This is a genomic window from Paenibacillus sp. 7523-1, assembly GCF_002276415.1.
In the GTDB taxonomy this organism is placed as follows: Bacteria; Bacillota; Bacilli; order Paenibacillales; family Paenibacillaceae; genus Paenibacillus; species Paenibacillus illinoisensis_A.
Genome location: NZ_NPBR01000019.1, coordinates 13,176 through 38,490, shown reverse-complemented (window position 1 = coordinate 38,490; position 25,315 = coordinate 13,176). Strand labels below are relative to the sequence as shown.

Here is a 25,315-nt window from a genome sequence, read left to right as displayed (position 1 = left end):
CTATTCATAGCTCCGGCGAAACATCTCATGGGTCTCTACTTGACCTTCCCAGCGATGCTCACGGGCAAACTCGGAACTTTCCCAGAAGCTGCCCGTCTTGTCGGGCCCCTCGCCAAGCTCAACTGCAAATTCGGTATCCTCTGCCGCTCCCTGACCCATGGGAACCACTTCATCCTTCACACCACGGGAGTTGCTGTTCAGCAGCAGCTTCCGTGTTAATTCGTTGTTATTATGATTGGCTTGATTCATGTCTGCACACTCCCATTACTGTTTTTTTCGTTTGAAATGCTACTATTGTGTTGGAATCGGTCAACCTTTATTCATCCTTCACACAATCGTTGGATATGGGCTCAGTCTATGTATATTCCACAGGGAAAATGGGGAAATTAACCGACAATATGTTCATGCAAATGGACCTCGGATTCCTTCCGCCGAAAGGGTTGAATTCATGGAATTTCTAATCGATTGGATACGTGCACACGGCAAGCTGGTGTTGTTATGCACCTGTGTCATTCTGGCTTGCGTGTACTTGTGGATACATCACACTCAGCTTTTTTATAAGGAATGACTTTGCGAAACGAGAGCCCTTCCCGTATACTAAAATACCGTCAGGGTCTTCAGGAAACTGGGGATCTGTAACGTGTTCAGACAGGGGGAGCAATCATTGGGGATTTCCTATAAGAAGCTTAAAGAAATACAAAACCGGCAAATGACCGAAATGAGCCGGATGACGCCCGAAAATGTAAAATTGTTCGACCAGATTAGCGGCATTGCCCGCCGTACCGACGCGGATGAAAGAACTCAGGAAGAATGGATTTTGGCTGAAGGAAAAGCCATTGTACAAGCCCAGCGGGATGGACAATCCGCACGGGAACGATATGGAGCGGACCTGGAACAGGATATCCACGCACGCCTGGACGCAAATGCAGGAGCACCCCGTTCTTCGTCTGTATCTGTGGGTAGAGACTCATCCAAAAAAGCGAAAGCCGATAAACCAGCTAAGCCAGCTGTAGCATCTAAGGACGATGAAGATGTGAACGGAGAAGCTTCCGGTCCAGTCAAACGTACACCCAAGTGGTATGTGATGATTGCTTGGGCAGCCATTTCCTTTGTCATGCTCATTCAGGGCGCAGCCGGGCTATTTATCGGTTGGAGCGGTGGAGATACGGAACCATTCAGCCATATCAGTCTGTTTTCGATTATCATTTCAGCCGTTGGCGGGATTGCCCTGGTTGAGATGCTTCGCCGCCTGGCGGAACGGCCAGATGATCAAGGCAAGGATATGACGTCCAAGCCCCAGGTTAACCTGAAAGGCATTGCGATCTATATCGTCATTGTTGTGCTTGTCCTGTTCGTCGGTTATCCGCTGCGGGACAGTCTTCCGATATTTTACTTAGCCCCGTGGGTGAGTCTCGTGATTGGTATCGTGGGGCTAGCTCTACTGAGGCCGCTCTTCGGGCAGAAAAAGAAATAAACCAAAAAGGGGCCATGATGGCCCCTTTCTTCATTACTCATCTTTTTTTCACACCTATCCTCGAAAGTTACCTTTCAAAGCGTTGGCGTCACATCGGGTTCGCCTTTTTCAGCACTGAACTGGTTCCGCTGTCTAATCCCCTTGCCAGGCGTCTCACCGAATTCCCGTTTGAACATGCGGATAAAATAGTTAACCTCCATGCCAACCATCTCTGCCGCCTCTCTCACACTTGCACGTGGATGCTTGTCCAGCCATTCGGATGCTTTTTGCAATCTCAAACGCTGCATATATTGATGTCCGGTCACGCCCTGGCGTTGATGAAACAAACGATTGAGGTGCTGCACGGAGTATCCCACGGCTTCGGCCACATGCTTTAATAACAGATCATCCTGGTAGTGGGCATGCATCAATGCAACCGCACGGGTAAATGCCTCACTTCCCGGATCGGACTCGCGCTGTTCAGACGCCACAGAAATACGACTCGTTTCAGATAAATCCGCTCTCTCCTGCGTCGATACGGACCTGGCGATGTCCAAAATGAACTGATAGACGATAAGTGACGTATCCCAGATACCAGACTTCCCATCGTCCAACCCATGCCAGAGGTCCGCCATTCGCGACCAGAACTGTTCAAAGTCGGTTAGGGCTCTCGGTCCCTCATGCATTAACCCGGCTGATTGGAGCACCGATCCGGCTGAACTGCCACCAATACCGATATATCCAAGTTCCCCGTTTGTTCTGGAATGCGGGTAAAATTCATGGGCTACTCCTGGTTCGCCTACCCACAATTGGCCTGCTCCTACAGGCCATGACCCCTTACCCGGAATCTTGAGTTCGCCTGCGGCGCTACGAGACAGGAAGAGCTGATGCACCGGGAACCCTTCCGGCCTGAGCTGCACTTTCTGCTCGTGTGTTCCAATACAATACAGATACAGAGGCAGCCGGGAATCCGGCAGCCCGGTCAAGCGAAATGCAAGCATCCCATCATTCCTTTCCGGATCATGCGCTTCTTCCCTCCATTATCCCCCTGCTGACCCGGCCCCTGCAACGGCCTGGAGAACCCTTTTGACGACAAGAATTGAGCTAATAACAAGGAAGCTCCCTTCCAATTAAGTTTGGTAAGGGAGCCCTCTCATTACAATGATTCAGTTCATAAACGAAGTTAGTTTGTCGCTGAATTGCTGGTGCCCTGAGCAGAATCAGCCGAACCGGCATTGGGGTCAGTCGTTGGAACTGCCGGATCTGGAGTGGGTACCACCGGGGTAGCCTGAGCTGCATCAAGTCTAGCTGCACCGGACGGAGCAGAGAGAACACTTGTGTACAACGTCAGATCACTGGATACAGAAAGGATATACACTTTGTAATCAGCTCCTAGTTCGATCGCCTTTCCACTTGAATCGAGCGTATCTTTGGATAAGGAAATTTCTCCTGGAGTAACTACTTTAAAATTATTATTTGAATTAGCAGAAGGCAAATCCAGATTATCTTGAGCTTTTACTACAAATAAACGGTATTGGCCTATCCCTTTATCGTCGGATGGTTTAGTGAAAGTAACCTTCAGGCCTGCATCCGTTGCTGTACTGGCATTCTCAACTTTCGTTATGTTTGCTGTCTGAACAGCAACAGGCTCTGCTGGTTTGGCCAGGATACTGAATTCGTTGGACGCACCGGATAGATTGGAAGCACGCGTACCACTATCGGATACGGACAAAACAAAGACTCTGTACTTTTGACCCACGGCAAGAGCATTACCATTAATATCAACGTGACCATTATTGAGCTGAATCGGATTACCAGCATCATTCTTGGAAATTTGAACATACGATCTGATGCCGAGAGCCGAATTCAGGTCAAATCCAGTTACTTGACCAGATGGAACGATTAATACTCTATAATTCGCAATACCATTTTCTGTTGTTGGTTTACTGAAATTCACGGTGACATCTGACGCGTTTCCTGCTTGCCCTTGATTTTTCACCGTTACATTCACATTATTCACTGCGCCTACAGCCGTATTGGAGGAAAGTGTAACTACATTGGAGGCCGAGGACAATGCATTAGCAAGAGAAGAGTTACCGTTCACCGCCATGACATACACCCTGTAACTAACGTCATTACGAATGAGCTCCCCATCCACTGTTTTCGAATTACTGTTGAAGTTCACCGTCTGATTGCTTCCATTCTTGCTGACATACGTATAATTCGCACTGCCTACTGCATTTGCAGCCGACAGATTGAAGCTGGTATTCGTGGATTTCACAACAAACACCCGGTAGTGGTTCACATTGGTCTCATCCGCCGACTTGGTGAACGTTACGCGCAGATCGCGTCCGTCCTGATTATCGCCGATATCGCTTGCCGCTACGTTACTCGGAGCTGTTATCGCTGCATTTGGACTCAATGTAATCTGTGACGAGTACGAAGACAATGCGTTCTGACTGGAGTTGCCGCTTGTGCTTACCGACAGGACGAACACACGATAAGTCACGTTATTGGAAACTCTGTATCCATTCGTATCTACCATGCTGCTTGGTAGCGTAACTGACAGGTTGCCACCCGTTTTGTTCACTTGGTAGTAGTTGTTTGAAGCGTTAGCCGCGCTCAGTGTGAAGCTTCCTGCGTTACCGGAACGAACTACGTACACCCGGTAAGCCGAAACTCTAGACTCATCCGATGCTCTGTTGAAAGATACCCGCAGATCCCGTCCGTCACCATAGTCACTCACATCAGAGACTGCCAGGTTATTAACAGCTCCTGCATTTCCATTCGTCGCCAATCTCAATAACGTGGATGAAGAGGACAAGGCATTGGTATAGTTGTTTTGCTGATTGCCCACAGCCATGACGTAAATCCGATAATCCTGCAGATTCGTTACGTTATACCCACTTGTATCTTTCATTGATGAAGGTAACGTTGTGGTGATATTGCTGCCTGTTTTGTTCACGGTATAGTACAGGCTGGAAGACAGATTGCTTGCTGTCGCCAGATTGAAGCTGCTGGCCACGGAGTTGCGTACAACGAAGATGCGGTAGCTCGCTACCTTGGATTCGTCGGAAGAACGATTGAAGCTCACCAGAATGTCACGGCCATCTCCATAGTCCGAATTATCCTTGACTTGCGTAATAACTGGTGCCGTTGCCTTATTCACGCTAAGTGTCAGTGAAGAGGATACGGAAGACAGCTTGTGGTCTGCAGCTGCCGCATTGGAGCTGACCGACATGACGTATACGACATAGGCGGTGCCGCTGCGAATTAATTCCCCGGATGTATCACGCGTGGAAGAGGTAAGCTGACTTTTGACCGCTGTGTTGTTTCCTTTATAGATAATCGTTGAATTCGAGCTGGATACTTTATTCGCCGCAGTCAGATTGAATGATGAAGCATCCTTCGCTTTGACGACAAATGCACGATAATACGTAATATTCGACGTGCTGCTTGGCTGATTGAAGTTAATCTCCATGTCACGGCCATCCCCGTAGTCACTGATATCGGCAATGCGAAGACTGGTGACAGGCTGAACTGTTGTTTTCACATTGTTTAATTTCAAAGACTGAGCAGACCATGCAAGTACATTTTTGTAACTATTGCTGCTGTTGCCCATAGTCAGGACATACAAACGATAGGTTTCACTCGTATTCAGCGGATCTCCGTTAACGTCACGTGTCTGCGCATTCAGGGTCAATTTCGGGTTGCTGCCATTTGGAGACACCGAAGTATAGTTGCCAGATGGCACCACCGAAGCCGCTGATTCGTTGAAGCTGTTCACATCACGGGTTTTCACCAGCATAATGCGGTATTCGGATACAGCCTTTTCGGATGTAGGGCGCGTGAAGCTGACCGTCAGATCTCGACCATCTCCATTACTTCCAGAAACGGATCCGTAGATGTTCCATGCCGCAGCTTTCGTGTCATCGACAGGAGGCGTGGACGTTGTTTTGATATCCACCCGCTGATTGCGGGAGTTCCAGAATACTTTCTCTCCAAACGCTTCACTCACAAAGCGAATGGGAACCATCGTGTTACCCTTGATCGTACTTGCAGGCACGTCCAGCGAGACCGCTTCCCCGTTAATGTAAGCTGTCTTGGACCCCAGTGTCAGTGAAACCTCCTGATCTCCGCGAGTCGCTGTAATGGTTTTGGTTTTGTTCGTATATCCCACTTTAGCATCCAGTCCTTCAAAAATGGACCGCAGCGGAACCAATACCCGTCCGGCTTTCATGACAGGCGCTTGTGCAGAAGACAGCTCGGCATCATTGATGTAGATACTGATTCTTGCTGCTGCATCAATTACTGTTGCTGGCAAGGCTGACATCAGCATGGCTGATACGGCCAGTGCGGACATGACCTTTTTAACTTGACGTCCTCCGGCTTTTTTCATATTGAATATCCCCATTCTCTTTTTAGATGAATTGAATTGTATTAGAGCGGATTTCACTTGATTTTATTCCTATAATTTCCTGTGCACATCTAAGACGTCTGAACCTGATCAAAAGTTTCCAATCGCTCAAAAAATATTTTCGCAGAAAAGTTCTTCCACCATCTACCTGCCAAAGGTTAAAAATAACAGAACATTTTGTCATTATTCCGAAACAACATCCGCAGAAAATTGGGTTAATGTATAAAGAATCAATCCGTTTGATTTTCAAAATTCACGGGAGGTTTACAACAATGACATCATTGTACTCATCTGCCAGACGCCAAGGGCTCCGTATGTTCATGACTGTCACAGCCGTTGCTGTCTTGATGCAGACCGGTGCCGCGGGGATCACGGGAATGGCTGCAGCAGCCCCCTCCGATTCCCAAGCGAAAGTAACCACCAGTAGTTCGACCGCCATCTATAACACATTTCAATCCACACTCCAAAAAAAGAACGGCTTATCCGCCGCTGACACCTATCTGGAATCCAATATCGATAAAGTAACCACCCATCATGCGACCCTAATGGTGCTGCAGTTGGAGAATGCCCGCATCAAGGGATTAACAGCCATGACGGACCGCATGTTGGTTCCCAATGTTCAGGATAAGATGATCAAAGCATACAAGTGGAACGACAGTTTCACCCAGCTGATGGAGCGCACCAAAGACTCTGAACTCCGCGCATTGCTGAAGGAAGCCCGGGACAGCGGCTACCGCCTTGTGATGTTGGAAGGCTCCCTCTATCCGATCATGAATTATATGGCTTTTCAAAAATATAATTCACATGTTAAACCGGACATCAAACAGTACATCAACATCATGGCGGTCGAGACAGGCAACCTGGCTGCTGAGGATGGCGCACTCATCATTGGCTATCAGGAAATTCTGAATCGGGCATTGAATCAGGAACGTTTCTTGCAGGATTATCCGAAGTCTAATCGGGTCAAACAGGTACGAAATTTGCTGAACAATTATACGCTGTATACCTTTTATGGCCTGAACAATACACCATTGTTTGATTACGAAACCAACACCATGGTGGTCAATGCCCAAAAAGGGTACAAGGCTGTGCTGCAACGGAATTCATCCGAGGATAGTGACTTGCTGGCTAAACTGGGTGCCTTCATGGACGTCGTAACCGATGCCAAATACCAAAAGACTTCCGCTGTGGAAAAGTGGCTGGATCAAAAAGTTCCAACAGGCAGCTACACCGGCTTCTAAAACCATTCATCCCATTAAGGATGCATCCGCTGCAAAAATACAAAACCGCCACAGGATACGCTCCCATGGCGGTTTTTCAGTGCGATCAGCCCTGCTGAATCGGCTTGATCATATGGTTATATTCATGTCCTGCAATGACAATGACATCATCCTTCGTATAGCCCTGCCGTTCATACAGCATCAAGGCACGACCATTGTCGCGTTCGACAATAAGAGCCACCCGGTCATGCCCGAGCTCCCTTCCCTGCTGCTCAAAAGCAGCCATCAGAGCCCGGCCGATCCCCTGTCCCTGATAGGATTCGCTTACCGACAAAGTATCCAGATAATATTCACCGGGACGAGTTTCTTTGATTATTGCATACTTCTCGTCCTGACTGCGTCCAGGCCGATCCAGAATCGGCTGGTCCAGACGATCCGCTTCACTACCGTCGTAGGCTACGAGAATACCGGCAATGTCCTGGCCATGTTCCATCACCGTTACATGGCGATAGCTGATCCGGTTGTCCTCCTGCATATAAAACTGCTTCAGAATCTGCATCGCCTGCTCGTGATTGGACTCACCCGCCAGTGCATAAGCAATGTCTCCTATCGCCTGATAGAGCAGCGGAATGACTTGAGCTGCATCCTCCCTGCAAGCTGGCCGCAGCTGAAGATGGGGTTCACTGCTGCCCGGTTGCTTCATCTGATTACTCATCAGATTAACATGTTAAAGAGATTCAGATTTTTGTTCAACTCGGTATAGGCAATGCCTTTGCGATTCATGCGTTCAATCAGAGGCTGATAATCTTCCTTGTACATGAGCTCAATGCCTACCAAGGCAGGGCCGTTCTCTTTATCATGCTTCTTCGTATATTCAAACCGGGTGATATCGTCATTCGGTCCGAGCACTTCCTCCAGGAATTCACGCAATGCACCGGCGCGCTGCGGGAAATTCACCATGAAGTAATATTTCAGACCTTCATAGATTAGGGAACGTTCCTTAATCTCCTGCATCCGGTCGATGTCGTTGTTACCGCCACTAATTACGCAGACTACAGTCTTGCCCACAATTTGCTCACGGTATTGCTCCAGTGCAGCAACAGCCAGCGAACCGGCAGGTTCAACCACGATTGCATTTTCATTATACAGCTCCAGAATGGTCGTACAAGCCTTGCCCTCCGGCACCTTCACGATGTCATCCAGCGTGCTGCTGCAAATGTTGTAGGTCAGGTCTCCTACCCGCTTCACTGCAGCGCCATCCACGAATTTATCGATATCATCAAGCGTGACAACCTGTTTGCGGAACATGGCCTCACTCATGGAAGCAGCGCCGAGAGGTTCCACACCAATAATGCGCGTTTCCGGGCTTACCGTCTTCATGTAAGTTCCGACGCCAGCAGCGAGACCACCGCCGCCAATCGTAACAAAAACATAATCTGCATCCTCATCAAGGCTTTCCATGATCTCCATCGCAACCGTACCATTACCCGCAATAATTTTGGGTTGGTCAAACGGATGAATGAACGTCATACCCTGTTCGTCACATGCACGCATGGCTTCTGCATACGCATCATCATACGTATCCCCGATCAGCACAACTTCTACATTGCTGCCGCCAAAGCGTCGTACCTGTTTGACCTTTTGATTCGGTGTCGTGCTCGGCATGAAGATTTTGCCGTGTATTCCGAGGGCGTTACAGGAAAAGGCAACACCCTGTGCATGGTTCCCTGCGCTTGCGCAGACAATGCCCTTCTCCAGTTCAGCCGGAGTCAGACTGCGGATCATATTGTAGGCACCCCGAATTTTGAAAGAGCGCACCACTTGCAGATCTTCCCGCTTGAGATACACATTGCAATTATATTTGGTCGACAATACAGCATCCCGCTGCAAAGGCGTTCTTACAATAACTTCACGCAGCACATGATGTGCGCGTACGATATCTTCCATGCCAACACCGGCATGGCCGGAATTTTTATTTTCCGTTGATTCTTGTTCCACTGGTTTCATCTCTTCTCCACACTCCGCTTTGTCTTGGTTGGCAATGCAAGCATTGCTTTTTCTGTTATTGTATCACTTTTGACCTAAGCTTGCGCCAAGGCCTCAACGATTTGCCATCCGCAAAATTTCATCAATAATAATCTGCGGGTCGGTAAAAGTGACCATATGGCCCGATTGACCTGCTTCGATCCAATGTCCGTTCGCGAGCCCTTGGGCTGTCTTGCGGTGAGCCGACACAATGGCAGGTCTAATTTTATGCTCTCCCTGTCCTGCCTTAGTGCCAGAAATAATCCGGACTTCCAGATTCCCCAGCACAGGAGGAGCATCCCGCATTGAGGCCAAATCATCCAGAAACGCCACCGATTCAGCAGCCATCGTACGTGCCGCTTGTACAGTGAAGTCTTCCTCCTGGTGATCTCGTGCAACATCGTCCGGTTGAACCTGGCCCGGCTTGCTGCCCATCTTCCGATACAGTCCTGTACGTGCCATCAAAGGAAGCAGGAAACGGTTCAAGCCAAAACTGATTTTGGCCATGGAGGAAAAATACAGCTCACAGTTCTCGTCGGATGGATCGACCAGAATCAGTCCTCTAATGCGAGACAGATCCGCAGCTGCCGCAGCTCTGACGACCGGCCCTCCCCAGCTGTGTCCCACCAGAATGAAAGGGCCTGGCCCAAGTGCCGTCAGCAGATCGCCCAGATCCTCGGTAAGCCTGCGGAGAGTCCGCTGCTCCGTGTCGGCCTCACTCCGTCCCAGACCAGAACGGTCATAGACCACAGTCTGTGTCTGTTCAGCCACTTGAGGCGCCACGAGTCCCCACGCCGATCTGGAAAAGCCCATGCCTGATTCAAAAACCACGATGGGGTGACCGGCTCCTTTGGACATATAATGAAGCTTGCGGCCATCTCGTGTGTGGATAAATGCACTTGAACCATACGAATGATTGGAATGAATAGCGTTCATAGTCCCCTCCCTGCCCTGTTTACGAACGTTGTCATTTCTAGTCCTATCGCTCTAAATGAAAATGATTATCAATTACTTAAGTATAGGATAATTCCTCCTGTAAAAGCAAACCAAAAACCCGATCCATTCAAGGATCGGGTTCATATTAAACTGGCGAATAACAATTGTATTAACTACCTATTGCAATTGATTCACGGCTTTCTTACACCTGGGCTTTAAACCATGCTGCCGCAGCCAATGCCTCGGTACGGGTTAATTGATGCCCCTGACGCTCCCAGTGGGTTTTCACATCTGCGCCTGCCCCACTAAGAAGTGAAGCCAGTTCTTCCGTTTCCCGTTTCGGTACAATCGGATCGTTCTCTCCTGCACCGATGAAGACAGGTAATCCTTTCAGATTCGGCAGTTCGAGTCCGCGCAGAGGTACCATCGGATGATGCAAAATCGCGCCTTTGAATACATTAGCCTGGTGGAACATCAGACTTGCCGCAATATTGGCACCATTGGAGTAACCGAGTGCGTAAACATTGTTACGATCGAATCCGTACTCCGCAGCTGCTGCATCCACAAATGCACCCAGCTCCGCTGTCCGTGCAATCAGATCCTCTTCGTCAAACACCCCTTCGGCCAAGCGGCGGAAGAAACGGGGCATCCCGTTCTCCGACACGTTACCGCGTACACCCAGCATGCCTGCTCCTGGCGCAATCAATTCGCCAAGACCTACCAGATCATTCTCGGTTCCACCTGTCCCGTGAAGCAGCAGCAGTGTTGGGGAATCTGGCTGAGCACCTGCTTTATAAATATGTTTCATCGTATTGGTTGTGGTCATGATTTGGACTCTCCTTTCCATTCACGTACTTCGATTGGTGGAAGCAATTTTTCAATCTGTTCACGCTGTGGTTCATACCACTCAGGCAGCATCAGTTTCTCTCCCATGCTCTCCTGAGGTTCATCACGTGCGAATCCTGGAGGATCGGTAGCAAGTTCGAACAATATGCCGCCCGGTTCCCGGAAATATACGGCATTGAAGTACTGACGATCAATCACAGGGGTTGGATGGTAGCCTGCTTTCTCCAGATCGCGCTGCATTTGCTCATGTTCTGTATAGTCTTTTGCGCGCCATGCAATGTGGTGCACCGTACCTGCTCCGCCAATCCCCCGCTGGAATCCGGTAGACTGAACATCGATGATTTGCCCGATGTCACCGGTCGCACGGAGGCGAATCAATCCATTTTCCTCCCCTACCTGTTCCAGGCCGAGCATGGAAACCAGCACGTCGGTGGTTTTCTCAGGAACTTGGCTGAACAGAACTGCGCCGCCAAAACCCTTGATCGCATGCTCAGGAGTTACCCCGTTGAATGTCCATTTACTTGGCTGGCCCTCTTCACGTTCAACCAGTTCAAGCAGCAGGCCGCCTTTGTCGAAGAAGCGAATATATTGCTCACCGAATCTGGTTTTATTTTCAAACGGAATATCGAAGGAAGCGAGACGTTCTTTCCAGAATGGCAGACTTCCTACCGGAATCGCATATACAGTTACCCCAGTCTGTCCGGAACCAATGACACCTCTCATGGCATTTTGGTGTGGGAAGAAGGTGATGATTGTACCTGGCGCCCCATCCTCATTTCCGTAATACAGATGGTACACATCCGGTGCATCGAAGTTAATTGTTTTTTTCACCAGTCTCAGGGCCAATACCCCTGCGTAAAAATCAACATTTTTCTGTGCGTCATCTACAAAAGCTGTTACGTGATGGATTCCTGAAGTTCTGAACATAATCTCCACTCCCTTGGTTTTAATTTTATCATGGTTGAATTTAGCGGTTTGTTATTCATTGTTGTTTGTTCGTTGTTGTTTTTGTATTTATCTTTAATTTAAGATTCTTTAAATTTATATTAATCCATCGCTGGTTGAATTGCAAGCTTTTTGTTTTAAAATTAAGATTGTTTCATCGTTGATGTTGTTAACTCCTGATTAGCAGAAAAGGGCAACACAAAAACAGGTCTCCGAATGAATCGGAAACCTGTCTTTCTTCAGTCTACTTTAAGTCAATTTCAATCGTTTGGGCGGATTCACCAGATCCTTATGCTCGTATTCATCCTTAATATCCCCAACGATTTCCTCCAGAATGTCCTCCATCGTAACCAAACCAATGGCCGCACCCTTTTCATTATTCACAACGGCCATATGCACACGACTCTGCTGCATTTGGATCAGAACGTCCTTGATCGGAGACTTCTCCGAAAATCCAGGCATATCATGAATGTAGGCATCCATGCTGAACGTTCTTCCTGCAGCCACACTTGTCAGCATTTCTTTTGTATTAATAAAGCCGATAAAGCGAGCCGCATCCCCGTTCGCAATGACCGGATATCTCGTATACTCGTGCCGATTCAGCACTTCAATAACCTGATCCAGCGGCATTTCCTTATTCAGCGTAACGATTTTTTCTTTGCGAATCATAATCTCCTGCAGCAGACGCTCATCAAACGCAAAAATGTTTTTCAGATAGTCCAGCTCGGTCTGATTGATCTCCCCGCTCTCGTAACTCTGGGCTACAATCAGCTTCAGCTCCTCTTCGGAGTGAACGGTATCGTGTCCGGCTGGCTTGATGCCAAAAATTCCGAGCAGCACCCGTGCAGCACCATTAAGCGCATAGATGAACGGATTCATGATCTTACCGAACCAGTACAGCGGTGGTGCAAGTAAAAGCGTCATTCTCTCTGCAAATTGGATCGCCAGCGTTTTGGGTGCGAGCTCACCAATAACCACATGCAGGAACGTAATGATCGCCAAGGCAATCCCGTAGGATAATACCGTCGACACGGCTGCCGGCACTTCAAGTCGCTCGAACAGCGGATGAAGCATTTTTTCAACCGTCGGTTCACCCAAAGCCCCCAAGACGAGAGCCGTAATTGTGATTCCCAGTTGACATGCCGACAGATAATAGTCCAGATTGTGTGCGACTTTCTTGGCCATGACCGCTTTTTTGTTGCCTTCCGAAATCAGCTGATCAATTCGTGACATCCGTACTTTCAGAATGGCGAATTCAGCGCCGACGAAGAAGGCGGTAAGCCCTATAAATACGGCTACCAAAAATAAATTCAATGCTATTATTCCGTCCAATGATTTCCCTCGAGTGAGGGATTCACCTCCAAGTTGAACATTTTAATGGTTATAAATTTATGATGAATCTTACATTGGTCCACTCCGATGCCAGAACAACCTTCCGATCGCTGTTATCCCCAGATTTTTTTCATTCCCTATTATAGGGGGAAATCCGGTGATAAAGGCGAAGCCTATGCTTCCGATGTAGCTTTCTTTCAGAAAGCTTTTAGCTGCGCTTCTCCAGAATCGATTCCGTCCCCTTTACTACTACGTAGCCAGATTAATTACTCAAACGGATTTAGTTCGCCAGATCGCTTGTGGCTTCCTCCACTGGGGCTGCGTTCACGCGCTCAAGCAGGACCTGCTTGATCTGATAATTTTCGGTATCCACTACGGTCCAGACATAATCACCATGGGCAACCGTATCACCATTTTCCACCCGCACACCCTTCTGGAACTGAATCCAGCCGGCGACGGTGTCCATCTCCTCATTCCCTTCGAAAATCAATCCGAACTGCCGCTCCACTTCGTCCAGAAGCACTCGGCCGTTAATCAGATATTGATTCTCCCCGGTCTCCTGAATGTCAGCCACTTCATCGGCATCGAATTCGTCACGGATCTCACCAACAAGCTCCTCCAGAATATCCTCCATCGTCAGAATACCCGAGGTACCGCCGTATTCATCCACTACCACGGCCATATGCACGCGTTCCTGCTGCATTTTAATCATGGCATCCTGGATACGTGTAATCTCTGAAACAAATGGAATCTCACGGACAAAGTCGGCAAGTTGGTATTGCTTCTGGGCAACCATATCCGGCAGAATCTTTTTGACATTGACCATGCCGACAATGCGGTCCTTATCCCCTTCCTCAATGACTGGATAACGGGAATAGTTATGCTCATCAAGCACGGGGATGATATCGTCGTAAGTCATCTCCTGGTCCAATGTGACAAGTTCCGTCCGCGGAACCATGATGTCTTTCGCGACCCGTTCATCAAACACAAACACATTTTCCAAGTAAGACAACTTGGTTTGATTCGTCTCGTCACCTTCATAACTCTGGTTCATGATGATTTTAATCTCATCCTCGGAATAGGCCTGATCATGTCCTGCAGGCTTCACACCGAACATCCGCAGAAGGACGCGGGATGCCCCATTGAGTGCCCAGATGAAAGGGTACATAATCTTTCCGAACCAGTATAACGATGGCGAGAGCATCAGCGTCAATTTTTCCGAAAATTGAATCGCCATGGTTTTGGGTGCCATCTCACCGACAACCACGTGAAGGAACGTCACAAGGATAAAGGCAATCGCATAGGAGGCAACCGACGAAATGGCCGGTGAAATATTCAGGTACTCAAATACCGGATATAACAGCCTTTCGACAGTCGGCTTCCCTAATGCACCAAGTCCTAGAGCCGTTACCGTAATACCAAGCTGACAGGCAGACAGATAGTAATCCAGATCGGAAACGACCTTCTTGGCGAGTACAGCCTTTTTGTTACCTTCGGCAACCAGTTGATCCACTCTTGATGTACGAATCTTAACAACCGCAAATTCGGATGCCACAAAAAAAGCGGTCAAAGCAATCAAGAGAACGAGTAATGCTAAATTCAAGATGGTAATTATGTCCAATGATTTCCCCGATTCTCAGGGATTCACCTCCAGAAATAGTTACAGCAGCGCTCGTTAACCCCGTTAACGGCTGCACAGCTGATTGTAGTTAAATTGGGCGTATGCATATATAAAATCAAATTCAATAATGACCAGATTGCTATATGCTGCACACAGACCTTGTAAGTTGCAAAACAGGAATCCAGGATGAAGTCAATCACTTTAAGAAACCACTTCACTGTAATCAGGGCTAACCCCCATGCTGTCAGATTGTTTCTCCGATCTACTCCACCTTAATTCTCCATTTGGACAGTTTACAATATCGCCTTCCCAATAGATATCCACCTCCCCTCTTGTTCATTCCTGTTTCAGAAAAGTATAACATGATCCGAATCAAACCATCCAGTTGTACGTCATGGTTTGGGTTATCTTGCACGTATATTCATGAATATTTTGTTCACAAATGGCTTAATTCATGTAATAAGTTACTTATATGCCTAACAAAGCTATGTATAGAATAGACCGATTTTATAACACTACTACCCTAGGCTTTATCCAGCTGAAACATATTTTAATCAAATAATCCAACGCAAAAAAGGCCCACTCGATTAATGCCATGCTTCTAATCTGAAGGCATTCGTCGGGCGGAACCCATATTACCTAATAACTATTTACACTAAAGCTTTGGCAGCAATGTCAGATCGCTGATGCTTGCCTTCGAAGCGGATACGTTCCGCCTCTGCATAAGCCTTGTTTCTAGCTTCGGCAATATCAGCGCCTAAACCCACAACCCCAAGAATACGTCCACCATTCGTGACCCATTCTCCGGATTCGCTGCGTGCCGTTCCTGCGTGGAAGACGACAGCATCACTGACCTGATCCAGACCTTCGATGGCTACGCCTTTTGCATACGGCCCCGGATATCCTCCTGATGCCAGGACCACGCATACAGCAGACTCTTCGCTCCACTCAATCTCCATGTCTGCCAGTTTGCCATGCACGGTGGCCCAGAAAATGTCGAGCAAATCCGTTTTGAGGCGTGGCAGTACAACCTGCGTCTCGGGGTCACCAAAACGAGCATTAAATTCAATTGTTTTCGGTTTGCCGTCCGGTGAGATCATGAGTCCGGCAAACAATACACCGCGGAATGGACGTCCTTCGGATACCATGGCTTTGGCCGTTGGCTTGATAATTGTTTCAACAGCCTCTTCAATAATTGAATTCGGAATATGTGGCAGTGGTGAGTATGTACCCATCCCACCCGTGTTAGGCCCCTTGTCATCGTCATAGACTGGCTTGTGATCCTGTGCAGCGGCCATCGGACGAACGGTCTCGCCGTCGACAAATGCCAGAATCGACATCTCCTGCCCTGCCAGAAACTCTTCAATAATTACTTTGGCTCCTGCTTCCCCGAAAACCTTCTCCACCATAATACTGCGTAGTGCCTGATCAGCTTCCTCGCGGGAATAAGCAACTGTTACACCTTTACCGGCTGCCAGGCCATCGGCCTTGATGACAACGGGAATTGCCTGTGCATCAAGATAAGCCTGAGCCTGCTCATAATTGTCGAATTTCTCATAGGCTGCTGTTGGGATATTGTACTTGTGCAGCAGATCCTTCATAAATGTTTTGCTTCCTTCGATCTCGGCTGCATTGCGACGCGGTCCAAAGACCGGAATGCCTGTGGAATCAAATGCATCTACAATCCCGTCTGCGAGCGGATCATCCGGACCAATGACCACCAGATCCACCTTGAGTTCCACGGCAAGAGCCTTTAATTTATCGAATTCATTCACTGCCACCGGGTGACATTCGGCAAGCTGTGCAATGCCTGCATTTCCTGGCGCACAGTGAATCTTGCCCGCCTTCGGACTTTTCGCCAATGCCCAGATAATCGCATGCTCCCGGCCGCCGCCGCCTACTACCAGAATATCCATTCGTTCCGTTCCCCCTCATGAATTCCAGAATTCGCTCATTAATCATTTAATGCGCTGAAAATGAGGATGAACAAGCCTATTCGCTTGTTCATCGACGTGTGAAGCTTTGAGTTTGACTCTTAGTGTTTGAAATGGCGAACGCCTGTGAAGACCATGGCAATACCATACTCATTCGCTACTTTAATGGACTCTTCATCCTTAATGGAACCGCCTGGTTGAATAACAGCTGTAATTCCAGCCTTAGCTGCCAGTTCCAACGTATCGCCCATCGGGAAGAATGCATCCGATGCGAGAATAGCACCCTTTGCTTGCTCGCCAGCTTGTTCAATGGCAATTTTGGCTGCACCAACGCGGTTCATTTGTCCAGCGCCCACACCTACGGTCATGTCATTCGCTGCAAGCACGATCGCATTGGACTTCACGTGCTTAACGACTTTCCAGCCAAAGAGGAGCTGTTTCAATTCTTCTTCGGAAGGTGCACGATCTGTAACGACTTTCAGTTCACTCGCTTCGATGGAATGCACATCGCTCTGTTGTACGATCATGCCGCCGTCAATAGAGGTCACCGCGAATTGGCCCGCCCGGTCACGAGCTGCATTCAACTCACCCGTTTTGAGCAAACGAATGTTTTTCTTCTTCGTCAGGATATCCAGTGCCTCTTGCGTGAAATCAGGAGCCAGCACGATTTCCAGGAAAATCTCGCTCAGTTTGGCAGCTGTGTCGCTGTCGATTATGCGGTTTGCTGCCACAATGCCACCGAAGATGGATGTTGGATCTGCAGCATATGCTTTGCTGTAGGCTTCATAGATGCTTTCACCAATCCCCACGCCGCAAGGGTTCATGTGCTTAACCGCCACAACAGCAGGTTCTACAAATTCCTTAACGATCTGCAACGCTGCGTTTGCATCGTTGATGTTATTGTATGACAGCTCTTTGCCGTGCAGTTGCTCGGCTGTTGTCAACGTATCTTGAGCAGCAAGCGGTTTACGATAGAATGCCGCTTGTTGATGCGGATTTTCGCCGTAGCGCAAATCCTGGATTTTTTCGTAAGTCACCGTCAAACGCTCTGGCAGTGGATCACCATTCAGGTTGGAGAGATAATCAGAGATAACTGCATCGTAAGCCGCCGTATGACGGAAAACTTTTGCCGCAAGCCGTTTGCGTGTTTCCAGCGTGGTATCCCCACTGCTGCGAACTTCTTCCAGAACTTTGCCATAGTCTGCCGTGTCGACAACAACACTAACAAAAGCATGGTTCTTGGCTGCTGAGCGAAGCATGGTAGGACCACCGATATCGATGTTCTCAATCGCATCTTCATAGGTTACATCCGGCTTCGCAATGGTGTCCTGGAATGGGTACAGGTTTACGACTACCAGGTCGATATAATCCAGTCCGTTCTCTTCCATCTGGCGTTTATGATCTTCACTGTCACGTACAGCCAGCAAACCACCATGAACAGCTGGATGCAGCGTTTTGACACGTCCGTCCATAATTTCCGGGAATCCAGTTACGTCCGAGATCCCGATCACAGGTACGCCTTCCTTCGACAACAGGCTGCTTGTACCTCCTGTCGAAATAATCTCCACTCCCATTTGCGACAGCTCGCGGCAAAAGTCCACGATGCCTGTTTTATCCCACACACTGACCAAAGCTCTTTTGATACTCACAATATGCTCCTCCTTTAATGTCCCATGGCCCCGCGTTTCATGACGAAACACAGGCGATTTATTTCCCGAGAAATATCACAAAATGCGTACCAATTTTCGACTCTACCCTATAAGTTAGACGAATGATTTTACACTGGACCACTACGAGGTCAGAACAAACTTCTGCCCTCTCCGTTAAGGTGTAAACGTAGTCCAACTTATATCAATCCGCTTTCCGAACCGTAACCTGACGGCCCTCCAGCCGAACCAATCCTTGAGCAAACCAGGAAACGACCTCCGGATACAGCTGCTGTTCTGCCGCATGGATGGAACGGCTGATCGATTCTGCGGTATCCTCAGGCAGAATCGGCACGGGATGCTGGGCTATGATAGGCCCGGTATCCATGCCACCATCCACAAAGTGTACGGTTACCCCGGTAATTTTTACACCGTACTCCAATGCCTGCCCGATTGCATCCTTACCTGCAAATGCGGGAAGCAAAGACGGATGGATGTTAATCAGCCGTCCGGCATACCGATCCACAACGACTGAAGTCAGCAATCTCATGTATCCGGCAAGAACAACCAAATCAATGTTTTTGGATTCAAGCACTTCCACGATCTCAGCCTCGTAGGCCTCGCGGGATTCGTAATTTTTTGGAGTGAACAGATGGCAGTCGATACCTGCATCCTTGGCCCGCTGCACAACGCGTGCAGCAGGTTTGTCGCACACCAGCAAGTCTACGGATGCATTCAACCCTCCGTTTTTCGCTGCATCCACCAATGCCTGAAAGTTCGACCCTTCACCAGAGGCAAATACGGCAATCCGGTAGTCCGCCATTAAACATCCGCTCCCGTGAAGGTTACTCGCGCATCTCCTTCAGTCACACGTCCAATGATGTACGCTTCTTCTCCAGAAGCTTTCAGCTGTTCCAGAGCTTCGTTTGCGTCTGCTTCGTTCACAACAAGCACAAGTCCGATTCCCATGTTAAACGTAGTGAACATATCCCGGTTCGAGACCGACCCTTTTTGCTGCAGCAAGTTGAAGATAGGCAGGATCGGCCATGAGCCGTAATCGATATCTACATTGACGCTGCTAGGCAGCATCCGTGGGATATTCTCGATAAATCCGCCCCCCGTAATGTGTGCCATGCCTTTGACGTTGACCTTTTCCAGCAGGGACAGAAGTGGTTTTACATAGATTTTTGTCGGTTCCAGCAGTGCATCACCTAGCTTGCCGCCCAGTTCAGATACTTCCTCATGTAGATCCAACCCGGCTTCCTCCAGCAAAAGTCTGCGGACCAGTGAGAATCCATTGCTGTGTACACCACTTGAAGCCAGTCCAATTACCGTGTCACCTGGAGAGATGGTCGTGCCGTTGATGATTTTAGCTTTATCCACGATTCCCACGGTAAATCCGGCAATATCGTATTCCCCTTCGCTGTACATGCCCGGCATTTCTGCCGTTTCTCCGCCAATCAGCGCACATCCGGACTGGTGACATCCTTCAGCGATTCCGGCAACGATGGCTTCGATCTTCTCAGGGATGACTTTGTCACATGCCAGGTAATCGAGGAAAAAGAGCGGCTCCGCACCCTGCACAACAATGTCATTCACACACATGGCCACAGCGTCGATTCCAATGGTATCGTGACGGTCCATGGCAAACGCGATTTTCAGCTTGGTTCCTACACCGTCAGTGCCGGAAACGAGCACCGGCTCATCATATTTGTCTTTGTTCAAACCGAACAGGGCTCCGAATCCGCCCAGATCTGTCATCACTTCCGGACGGAAGGTACGCTTCACGTGTTTTTTCATCCGTTCAACCGCTTCATTACCTGCCGCGATATCGACGCCGGCCTTTTTATATGCTTCTGACACTACCATCGCACCCTTCGTATCTTGTATAAATTGAACTAAAGATATTTACAACACCGTAACACTCCAATGACAGAATAACCTTCCAATCGCTGTTATCCCCAGAGTTTTGATTCCCTTTTTTCAAAGGGAAAATCCGGTGATAAAGGCGAAGCCTATGCTTCCGATGTAGCTTTCTTTCAGAAAGCTTTTAGCTTCGCTTCTTCAGGTTTTTTCTGTCCTCTCCGTTTTGTGTAAATGGGTAGTACAATTTATTGATTTTTGCTCATATCTAAAAGATGATTCTGTACCAATTCAAATCCAGCTACACCCATTGTAACGTACTGACTATACTCTTCTGGTGGAACCATTCGAATGAATTCGTCACCGTTGTATACCCCTCCGGCACACTGGAATACTTGCAGTTCCTTCTTTGCAGGTGTCAGCGGGATGTTACCAACAATGCTCCATGTGCCATCTTTCAGCAGCTTGGGTGACGTGAAGATCACGCTGCTCTTACGTTTACCATAAGAATAGACAAGGAATTTGCCGTCTTCCAAACTTACAGTTTCGTCACGCTGAATGCTCATCACGCCGAACGAAAATGCCTTTTTGAACCGGTCTCTCAGTGCACATATCACCTGACACACGGCAAACCGTCCATCATGCATCGGAATCAGAAAAATATCGCCCTCATTATAGCTTTTCCTACCCATAAGCCTGTCTCCTAACAGCTGCAGCCGAATTTCTCTTCGCCACCGAAGTCAAGGTTAGTTGGATAATCATTATCGAAGCAAGCGAGGCAGAGCCCGCCTTTGTAATCATCCTGATTATCTCCCTGAATGGATGCAATCAGTCCATCGGGACTGAGGAACGCCAGAGAGTCTGCGTTGATCTCACGGCAGATCTCTTCTACTGACAAGGATGAAGCAATAAGTTCACGGCTGTCAGGCGTATCAATTCCATAGAAACATGGGTTTTTGAACGGAGGTGAGGTTATGCGTACATGCACCTCAGTTGCTCCGGCATCACGCAGCATGTTCACAATCCGTCTCGAAGTCGTCCCCCGGACGATGGAATCATCAATCATGACAACGCGCTTGCCTTCTACGACGCGGCGCACCGCACTCAGCTTCATCTTCACGCCCTGTTCACGCAATTCCTGACTAGGCTGGATAAACGTACGTCCGGTGTATTTGTTCTTGATCATGCCCATTTCATACGGAATCCCGGTTTGCTCAGCGTATCCTATTGCCGCGGAAATACTGGAGTCCGGTACACCTGTTACCAGGTCGGCATCCACAAAAGATTCAATCGCCATGCGTCCACCCATCCGCTTCCGGGCAGCATGCTGGTTGGCTCCGTTCATGTCACTATCCGGACGGGCAAAATAAATATATTCCATTGCACACAGTGCCTTGCGGTGTTTGTGATGATCGAAGCGATCCTCGTGCAGACCTTCTGCGTCAAGCACCAGCAGTTCACCAGGTTCAATATCGCGAATCAATTCTGCGCCGATCGTTTCGAGTGCACACGTCTCAGATGCGAACAGATATGCATCTCCGAGCTTGCCCATCGTCAGCGGACGCAACCCGTGCGGATCGGAAGCCACCAGCAGCTTGTCGTTGGTCATGATCAGAAATGCATAACCACCCACAATCCGCTGGAATGCATCTTTTGCTGCTTCCACTAAACCCTTCGATGAACGTGCAATCAAATGCGCAATAACTTCCGTATCGCTAGTTGTTTGGAAGATCGACCCGCTCTGTTCCAGCTCACGGCGAATCGTTGGTGCATTCACGATATTCCCGTTCGTGGCAACAGCCAGATCCCCGTCACGATACTTGAAAACCAGGGGTTGTGCGTTGGTCAGTTTACTGTCGCCGCTCGTGGAATACCGAACGTGACCGATGGAAATATCACCAGACAAGGTCTGCATCAGGTCTTTGGTGAAGACTTCCTTCACCAGACCCATACCACGATGGTAGTTAAACTGGGTACCATCACTCACACACATGCCTGCACTTTCTTCGCCCCGATGTTGAAGCGCATGAAGTCCATAATAGGAGAGCGAAGCAGCATCAGGGTGTCTGAACACCCCGAATACGCCACATTCTTCCTTCAATTTATCGAGTCCTTCCTTACCGGACCCTTCGTTATAATAATCGCCTGTCCACCACTGTCCTGTCGTCAGTTCATGAGACATGGAATCGCATCCTCCCAGACCTGAGCCAAACCTCCTACGGGTTCGTTCACGGCTGATGTTCCGTTCAATTCGATCGTCAAGTTGCTTCCTTCCACACGTCCAATAACAGCTACGGGTACACCGCGCTCACGTACAAATGCTTCAAGTTTGCCTGCTTGCTCCGGCGTAGCGGACAGCAGAATGCGGGATTGGCTCTCACTGAAGAGTGCATGATCTGCACGCAGTGCAGTCTCCACATTCACCTGTGCACCCACGTTGCCGCTGATGCAGGATTCAGCCAAAGCTACAGCCAATCCTCCCTCAGACAAGTCATGTGCCGAGCGAACAAGTCCGGATTGGATGGCTTCCAGCACGGTGCTGAGCAGCGCCTTCTCCGTGTTCAGATCAAGTTGCGGCGGACGGCCTTCCGTTTTGCCATGAACCGCATATTGCAGTTCGCTGCCGCCAAGCTCCGCTTTGGTCTCTCCGAGGAGGATGATCACATCGCCTTCGGATTTGAATCCCTGTGTGGTGATATGATCCGTATCATGAACGAGACCTACCATACCGACTACTGGCGTTGGATAGATTGAGCCTTTGGCGTTTTCGTTATAAAGACTCACGTTACCACCAATAACCGGCGTGTCGAGCACGCGGCAAGCTTCCGCCATACCGTCTACGGCTTTTTCCATCTGCCAGAAAATGTCCGGCTTCTCCGGGTTACCGAAGTTGAGGTTGTCCGTAATCGCCAGTGGCTCCGCACCGGAACATACAATGTTACGAGCAGCTTCACTAACTGCAATGCGGCCACCCACTTCAGGATCCAGATATACATAACGTCCGTTACAGTCCGTTGTCATCGCCAGACCTTTGCGTGTTCCGCGAATCGTTACCACGGCAGCATCCGAACCCGGACGAACAGCTGTACTTGTACGAACCATATAGTCGTATTGATCGTAAACCCACTTCTTGCTTGCTACCGTTGGCGAAGCCAATACCTGTTTCAACGCACCGCCGAGATCCGACACTTCATCGTAACGTAGCGTGTCGATTGAAGCGCTTTGCTCGTAGTAAGCCGGTACAGAGGATGGCTTGTTGTACACCGGACACTCGTCGACCAATGCCGTCACTGGCATGTCCCCAACCACTTCGCCGTGGTGATACAGCTTCAGACGTCCATCATCGGTAACTTTACCGACTTTCGCACAGATTACGCCCCAACGCTCAAAGATCTCCATCGCTTGGGCTTCATCCTTCGGCTCAACCACGAACAGCATCCGTTCCTGAGACTCGGACAGCATCATCTCATAAGGTGTCATGCCTTCTTCGCGCTGTGGTACCTGATCGAGATACAGTTCCAGACCGTTACCGGCTTTACTTGCCATCTCCGCACTGGAGCAAGTCAGGCCAGCTGCACCCATATCCTGAATACCAAGTACGATACCCGTGTCGATCAGCTCAAGGCAGGACTCCATGACGAGTTTTTCCATGAATGGGTCGCCGACTTGAACCGCTGTCTTCTTGGATTCGGATTCTTCTGTCAGTTCTACCGATGCAAACGTTGCACCGTGAATTCCATCGCGGCCCGTTGGAGGACCAACATAGTACACCGGGTTTCCTACGCCTTTGGCTACACCGCGCTGAATTTTGTCATGATCGATCAAGCCTACGCACATGGCATTAACGAGTGGATTGCCTTCATAACTTTCGTCGAACATGACTTCACCGGCTACCGTTGGAATCCCGATACAGTTACCATATCCGGCAATACCGGATACGACATGTTCAAACAGGTATTTCACGCGATCGCTCTCCAATTTCCCGAAACGAAGCGAGTTCAGCAGAGCTACCGGTCTTGCACCCATGGAGAAAATATCACGGATGATACCGCCCACGCCTGTTGCTGCCCCTTGATAAGGCTCTACAGCGGAAGGGTGGTTATGGCTTTCAATTTTGAAAACAACAGCCTGGTTGTCGCCAATGTCAACGATCCCGGCACCTTCACCTGGTCCCATCAGGACACGTGGTCCACTAGTTGGGAAACGGCGCAGCAGCGGCTTGGAGTTTTTGTATGCACAGTGCTCGGACCACATAACGCTAAATACACCGATTTCCGTGTAGTTCGGCTTGCGTCCCATGAATTCACAGATCAGCTCATACTCGCTGTCCGACACGCCCATTTGTGCGTAAAGTTTATGTTCTGCGACCTGTTCTGCCGTCGGTTCCTTAGCGGATAGCTGCTGCGTCATGTCGATCCCTCCATGCTTTCAAAATAGATGTAAACATACGTTTGCCGTCTTCTGAGCCCAGCAGTGAATCCACCGCACGCTCCGGATGCGGCATCATGCCGACCACGTTTCCACCCTCATTACAGATTCCTGCGATATCGCCCAGGGAACCGTTCGGGTTGCTGCCGTACGTAAATACGATCTGGTTGTTCGCTTGCAAACTCGCGAGCGTCTCTTCATCGCAGTAATAGTTGCCTTCACCGTGAGCAATCGGAATGATAATCTCTTCCCCAGGTGCATAGTCACGTGTAAATGGTGTATCTGTATTCGTTACTTTCAAGACCGTATCGTGGCAACGGAATTTCAGTGACATATTGCGAATTAACGCGCCTGGAAGCAATCCGGCTTCAGTCAGAATCTGGAATCCGTTGCAGATCCCCAGAATATATTTACCTTGTTCAGCAGCTTTGGCTACCTCATTCATTACAGGTGCGAAGCGAGAAATCGCCCCACAACGCAAGTAGTCTCCATAGGAGAAACCACCCGGAACCAGGATACAGTCATATGCCGAAAGATCCGTTGCCGTGTGCCATACATAATCAACCTCTTGCCCAATGGCATCTTCCACTGCCTTGTAACAGTCAATGTCGCAGTTGGAGCCAGGAAACACAAGAACTGCAAATTTCAT

General features: G+C 49.0%; 20 protein-coding genes. 2 read left to right on the top strand and 18 right to left on the bottom strand.

Translation table 11 applies throughout. The features are described from left to right. On the bottom strand, positions 1-249 hold the full coding sequence (locus CHH60_RS20715) for a hypothetical protein (RefSeq protein WP_095360934.1): 249 nt from the start codon (positions 247-249) through the stop codon (positions 1-3). Positions 250-640: 391 nt separating this feature from the next. On the opposite strand from CHH60_RS20715, the gene CHH60_RS20710 reads away from it, so the two are divergent. Further along, complete coding sequence (locus CHH60_RS20710; protein WP_217990002.1) at positions 641-1,474, top strand: DUF1129 family protein; 834 nt, start codon at positions 641-643, stop codon at positions 1,472-1,474. Between the two features lie 74 nt (positions 1,475-1,548). Here the strand turns inward: CHH60_RS20710 and CHH60_RS20705 are convergent, their stop codons facing one another. Further along, positions 1,549-2,454 carry an AraC family transcriptional regulator gene (locus tag CHH60_RS20705; protein ID WP_095360932.1) on the bottom strand — a complete coding sequence of 302 codons (906 nt, stop codon included), beginning with the start codon at positions 2,452-2,454 and terminating at the stop codon, positions 1,549-1,551. A 182-nt stretch (positions 2,455-2,636) separates the two neighbouring features. Next, entirely contained in the window at positions 2,637-5,852 is a 3,216-nt protein-coding gene (locus tag CHH60_RS20700; protein WP_176476148.1) for a copper amine oxidase N-terminal domain-containing protein, read from the bottom strand. A gap of 290 nt (positions 5,853-6,142) precedes the next feature. Between CHH60_RS20700 and CHH60_RS20695 the strand changes: the two genes are divergently transcribed. After that, complete coding sequence (locus tag CHH60_RS20695; RefSeq protein WP_095360930.1) at positions 6,143-7,111, top strand: hypothetical protein; 969 nt, start codon at positions 6,143-6,145, stop codon at positions 7,109-7,111. Positions 7,112-7,196: 85 nt separating this feature from the next. Here the strand turns inward: CHH60_RS20695 and CHH60_RS20690 are convergent, their stop codons facing one another. From CHH60_RS20690 to purQ, 15 genes are all read right to left on the bottom strand, one after another. Next, complete coding sequence (locus CHH60_RS20690) at positions 7,197-7,805, bottom strand: GNAT family N-acetyltransferase (protein WP_255248027.1); 609 nt, start codon at positions 7,803-7,805, stop codon at positions 7,197-7,199. Continuing rightward, positions 7,805-9,097, bottom strand: a complete 1,293-nt coding sequence (gene ilvA / locus CHH60_RS20685; RefSeq protein ID WP_095360928.1) for a threonine ammonia-lyase IlvA — start codon at positions 9,095-9,097, stop codon at positions 7,805-7,807. Before ilvA ends, CHH60_RS20690 begins: the two co-directional genes overlap by 1 nt. A gap of 93 nt (positions 9,098-9,190) precedes the next feature. Then, entirely contained in the window at positions 9,191-10,051 is an 861-nt protein-coding gene (locus tag CHH60_RS20680) for an alpha/beta fold hydrolase (RefSeq protein WP_095360927.1), read from the bottom strand. A 202-nt stretch (positions 10,052-10,253) separates the two neighbouring features. After that, positions 10,254-10,859, bottom strand: coding sequence for an alpha/beta hydrolase (locus CHH60_RS20675; RefSeq protein WP_095361017.1), 606 nt, complete (start codon positions 10,857-10,859; stop codon positions 10,254-10,256). 14 nt (positions 10,860-10,873) lie between these two features. Then, positions 10,874-11,824, bottom strand: coding sequence for a ring-cleaving dioxygenase (locus tag CHH60_RS20670; RefSeq protein WP_371859966.1), 951 nt, complete (start codon positions 11,822-11,824; stop codon positions 10,874-10,876). 267 nt (positions 11,825-12,091) lie between these two features. Further along, positions 12,092-13,174: a hemolysin family protein gene (locus CHH60_RS20665; RefSeq protein ID WP_095360926.1), complete on the bottom strand. Its 1,083-nt coding sequence runs from the start codon at positions 13,172-13,174 to the stop codon at positions 12,092-12,094. A gap of 280 nt (positions 13,175-13,454) precedes the next feature. Further along, on the bottom strand, positions 13,455-14,795 hold the full coding sequence (locus tag CHH60_RS20660; protein ID WP_095360925.1) for a hemolysin family protein: 1,341 nt from the start codon (positions 14,793-14,795) through the stop codon (positions 13,455-13,457). Between the two features lie 650 nt (positions 14,796-15,445). Then, complete coding sequence (gene purD, locus CHH60_RS20655; RefSeq protein WP_095360924.1) at positions 15,446-16,711, bottom strand: phosphoribosylamine--glycine ligase; 1,266 nt, start codon at positions 16,709-16,711, stop codon at positions 15,446-15,448. Positions 16,712-16,830: 119 nt separating this feature from the next. Further along, positions 16,831-18,378, bottom strand: a complete 1,548-nt coding sequence (gene purH / locus CHH60_RS20650; protein ID WP_095360923.1) for a bifunctional phosphoribosylaminoimidazolecarboxamide formyltransferase/IMP cyclohydrolase — start codon at positions 18,376-18,378, stop codon at positions 16,831-16,833. A gap of 202 nt (positions 18,379-18,580) precedes the next feature. After that, positions 18,581-19,198 (bottom strand): phosphoribosylglycinamide formyltransferase, encoded by a 618-nt coding sequence (purN, locus tag CHH60_RS20645; protein WP_095360922.1) that lies wholly within the window; start codon positions 19,196-19,198, stop codon positions 18,581-18,583. Further along, on the bottom strand, positions 19,198-20,238 hold the full coding sequence (gene purM / locus CHH60_RS20640) for a phosphoribosylformylglycinamidine cyclo-ligase (RefSeq protein WP_095360921.1): 1,041 nt from the start codon (positions 20,236-20,238) through the stop codon (positions 19,198-19,200). Before purM ends, purN begins: the two co-directional genes overlap by 1 nt. A 248-nt stretch (positions 20,239-20,486) precedes the next feature. After that, positions 20,487-20,930, bottom strand: a complete 444-nt coding sequence (locus CHH60_RS20635; RefSeq protein WP_095360920.1) for an immunity 26/phosphotriesterase HocA family protein — start codon at positions 20,928-20,930, stop codon at positions 20,487-20,489. 11 nt (positions 20,931-20,941) lie between these two features. Continuing rightward, the gene (gene purF / locus CHH60_RS20630) at positions 20,942-22,420 is read right to left on the bottom strand and encodes an amidophosphoribosyltransferase (RefSeq protein ID WP_095360919.1); all 1,479 of its coding nucleotides are present in this window, start codon (positions 22,418-22,420) and stop codon (positions 20,942-20,944) included. Further along, positions 22,405-24,648 carry a phosphoribosylformylglycinamidine synthase subunit PurL gene (gene purL / locus CHH60_RS20625; RefSeq protein ID WP_095360918.1) on the bottom strand — a complete coding sequence of 748 codons (2,244 nt, stop codon included), beginning with the start codon at positions 24,646-24,648 and terminating at the stop codon, positions 22,405-22,407. The genes purF and purL overlap by 16 nt, the downstream gene beginning before the upstream one ends. Beyond that, positions 24,626-25,315, bottom strand: coding sequence for a phosphoribosylformylglycinamidine synthase subunit PurQ (gene purQ, locus CHH60_RS20620; protein WP_095360917.1), 690 nt, complete (start codon positions 25,313-25,315; stop codon positions 24,626-24,628). The genes purL and purQ overlap by 23 nt, the downstream gene beginning before the upstream one ends.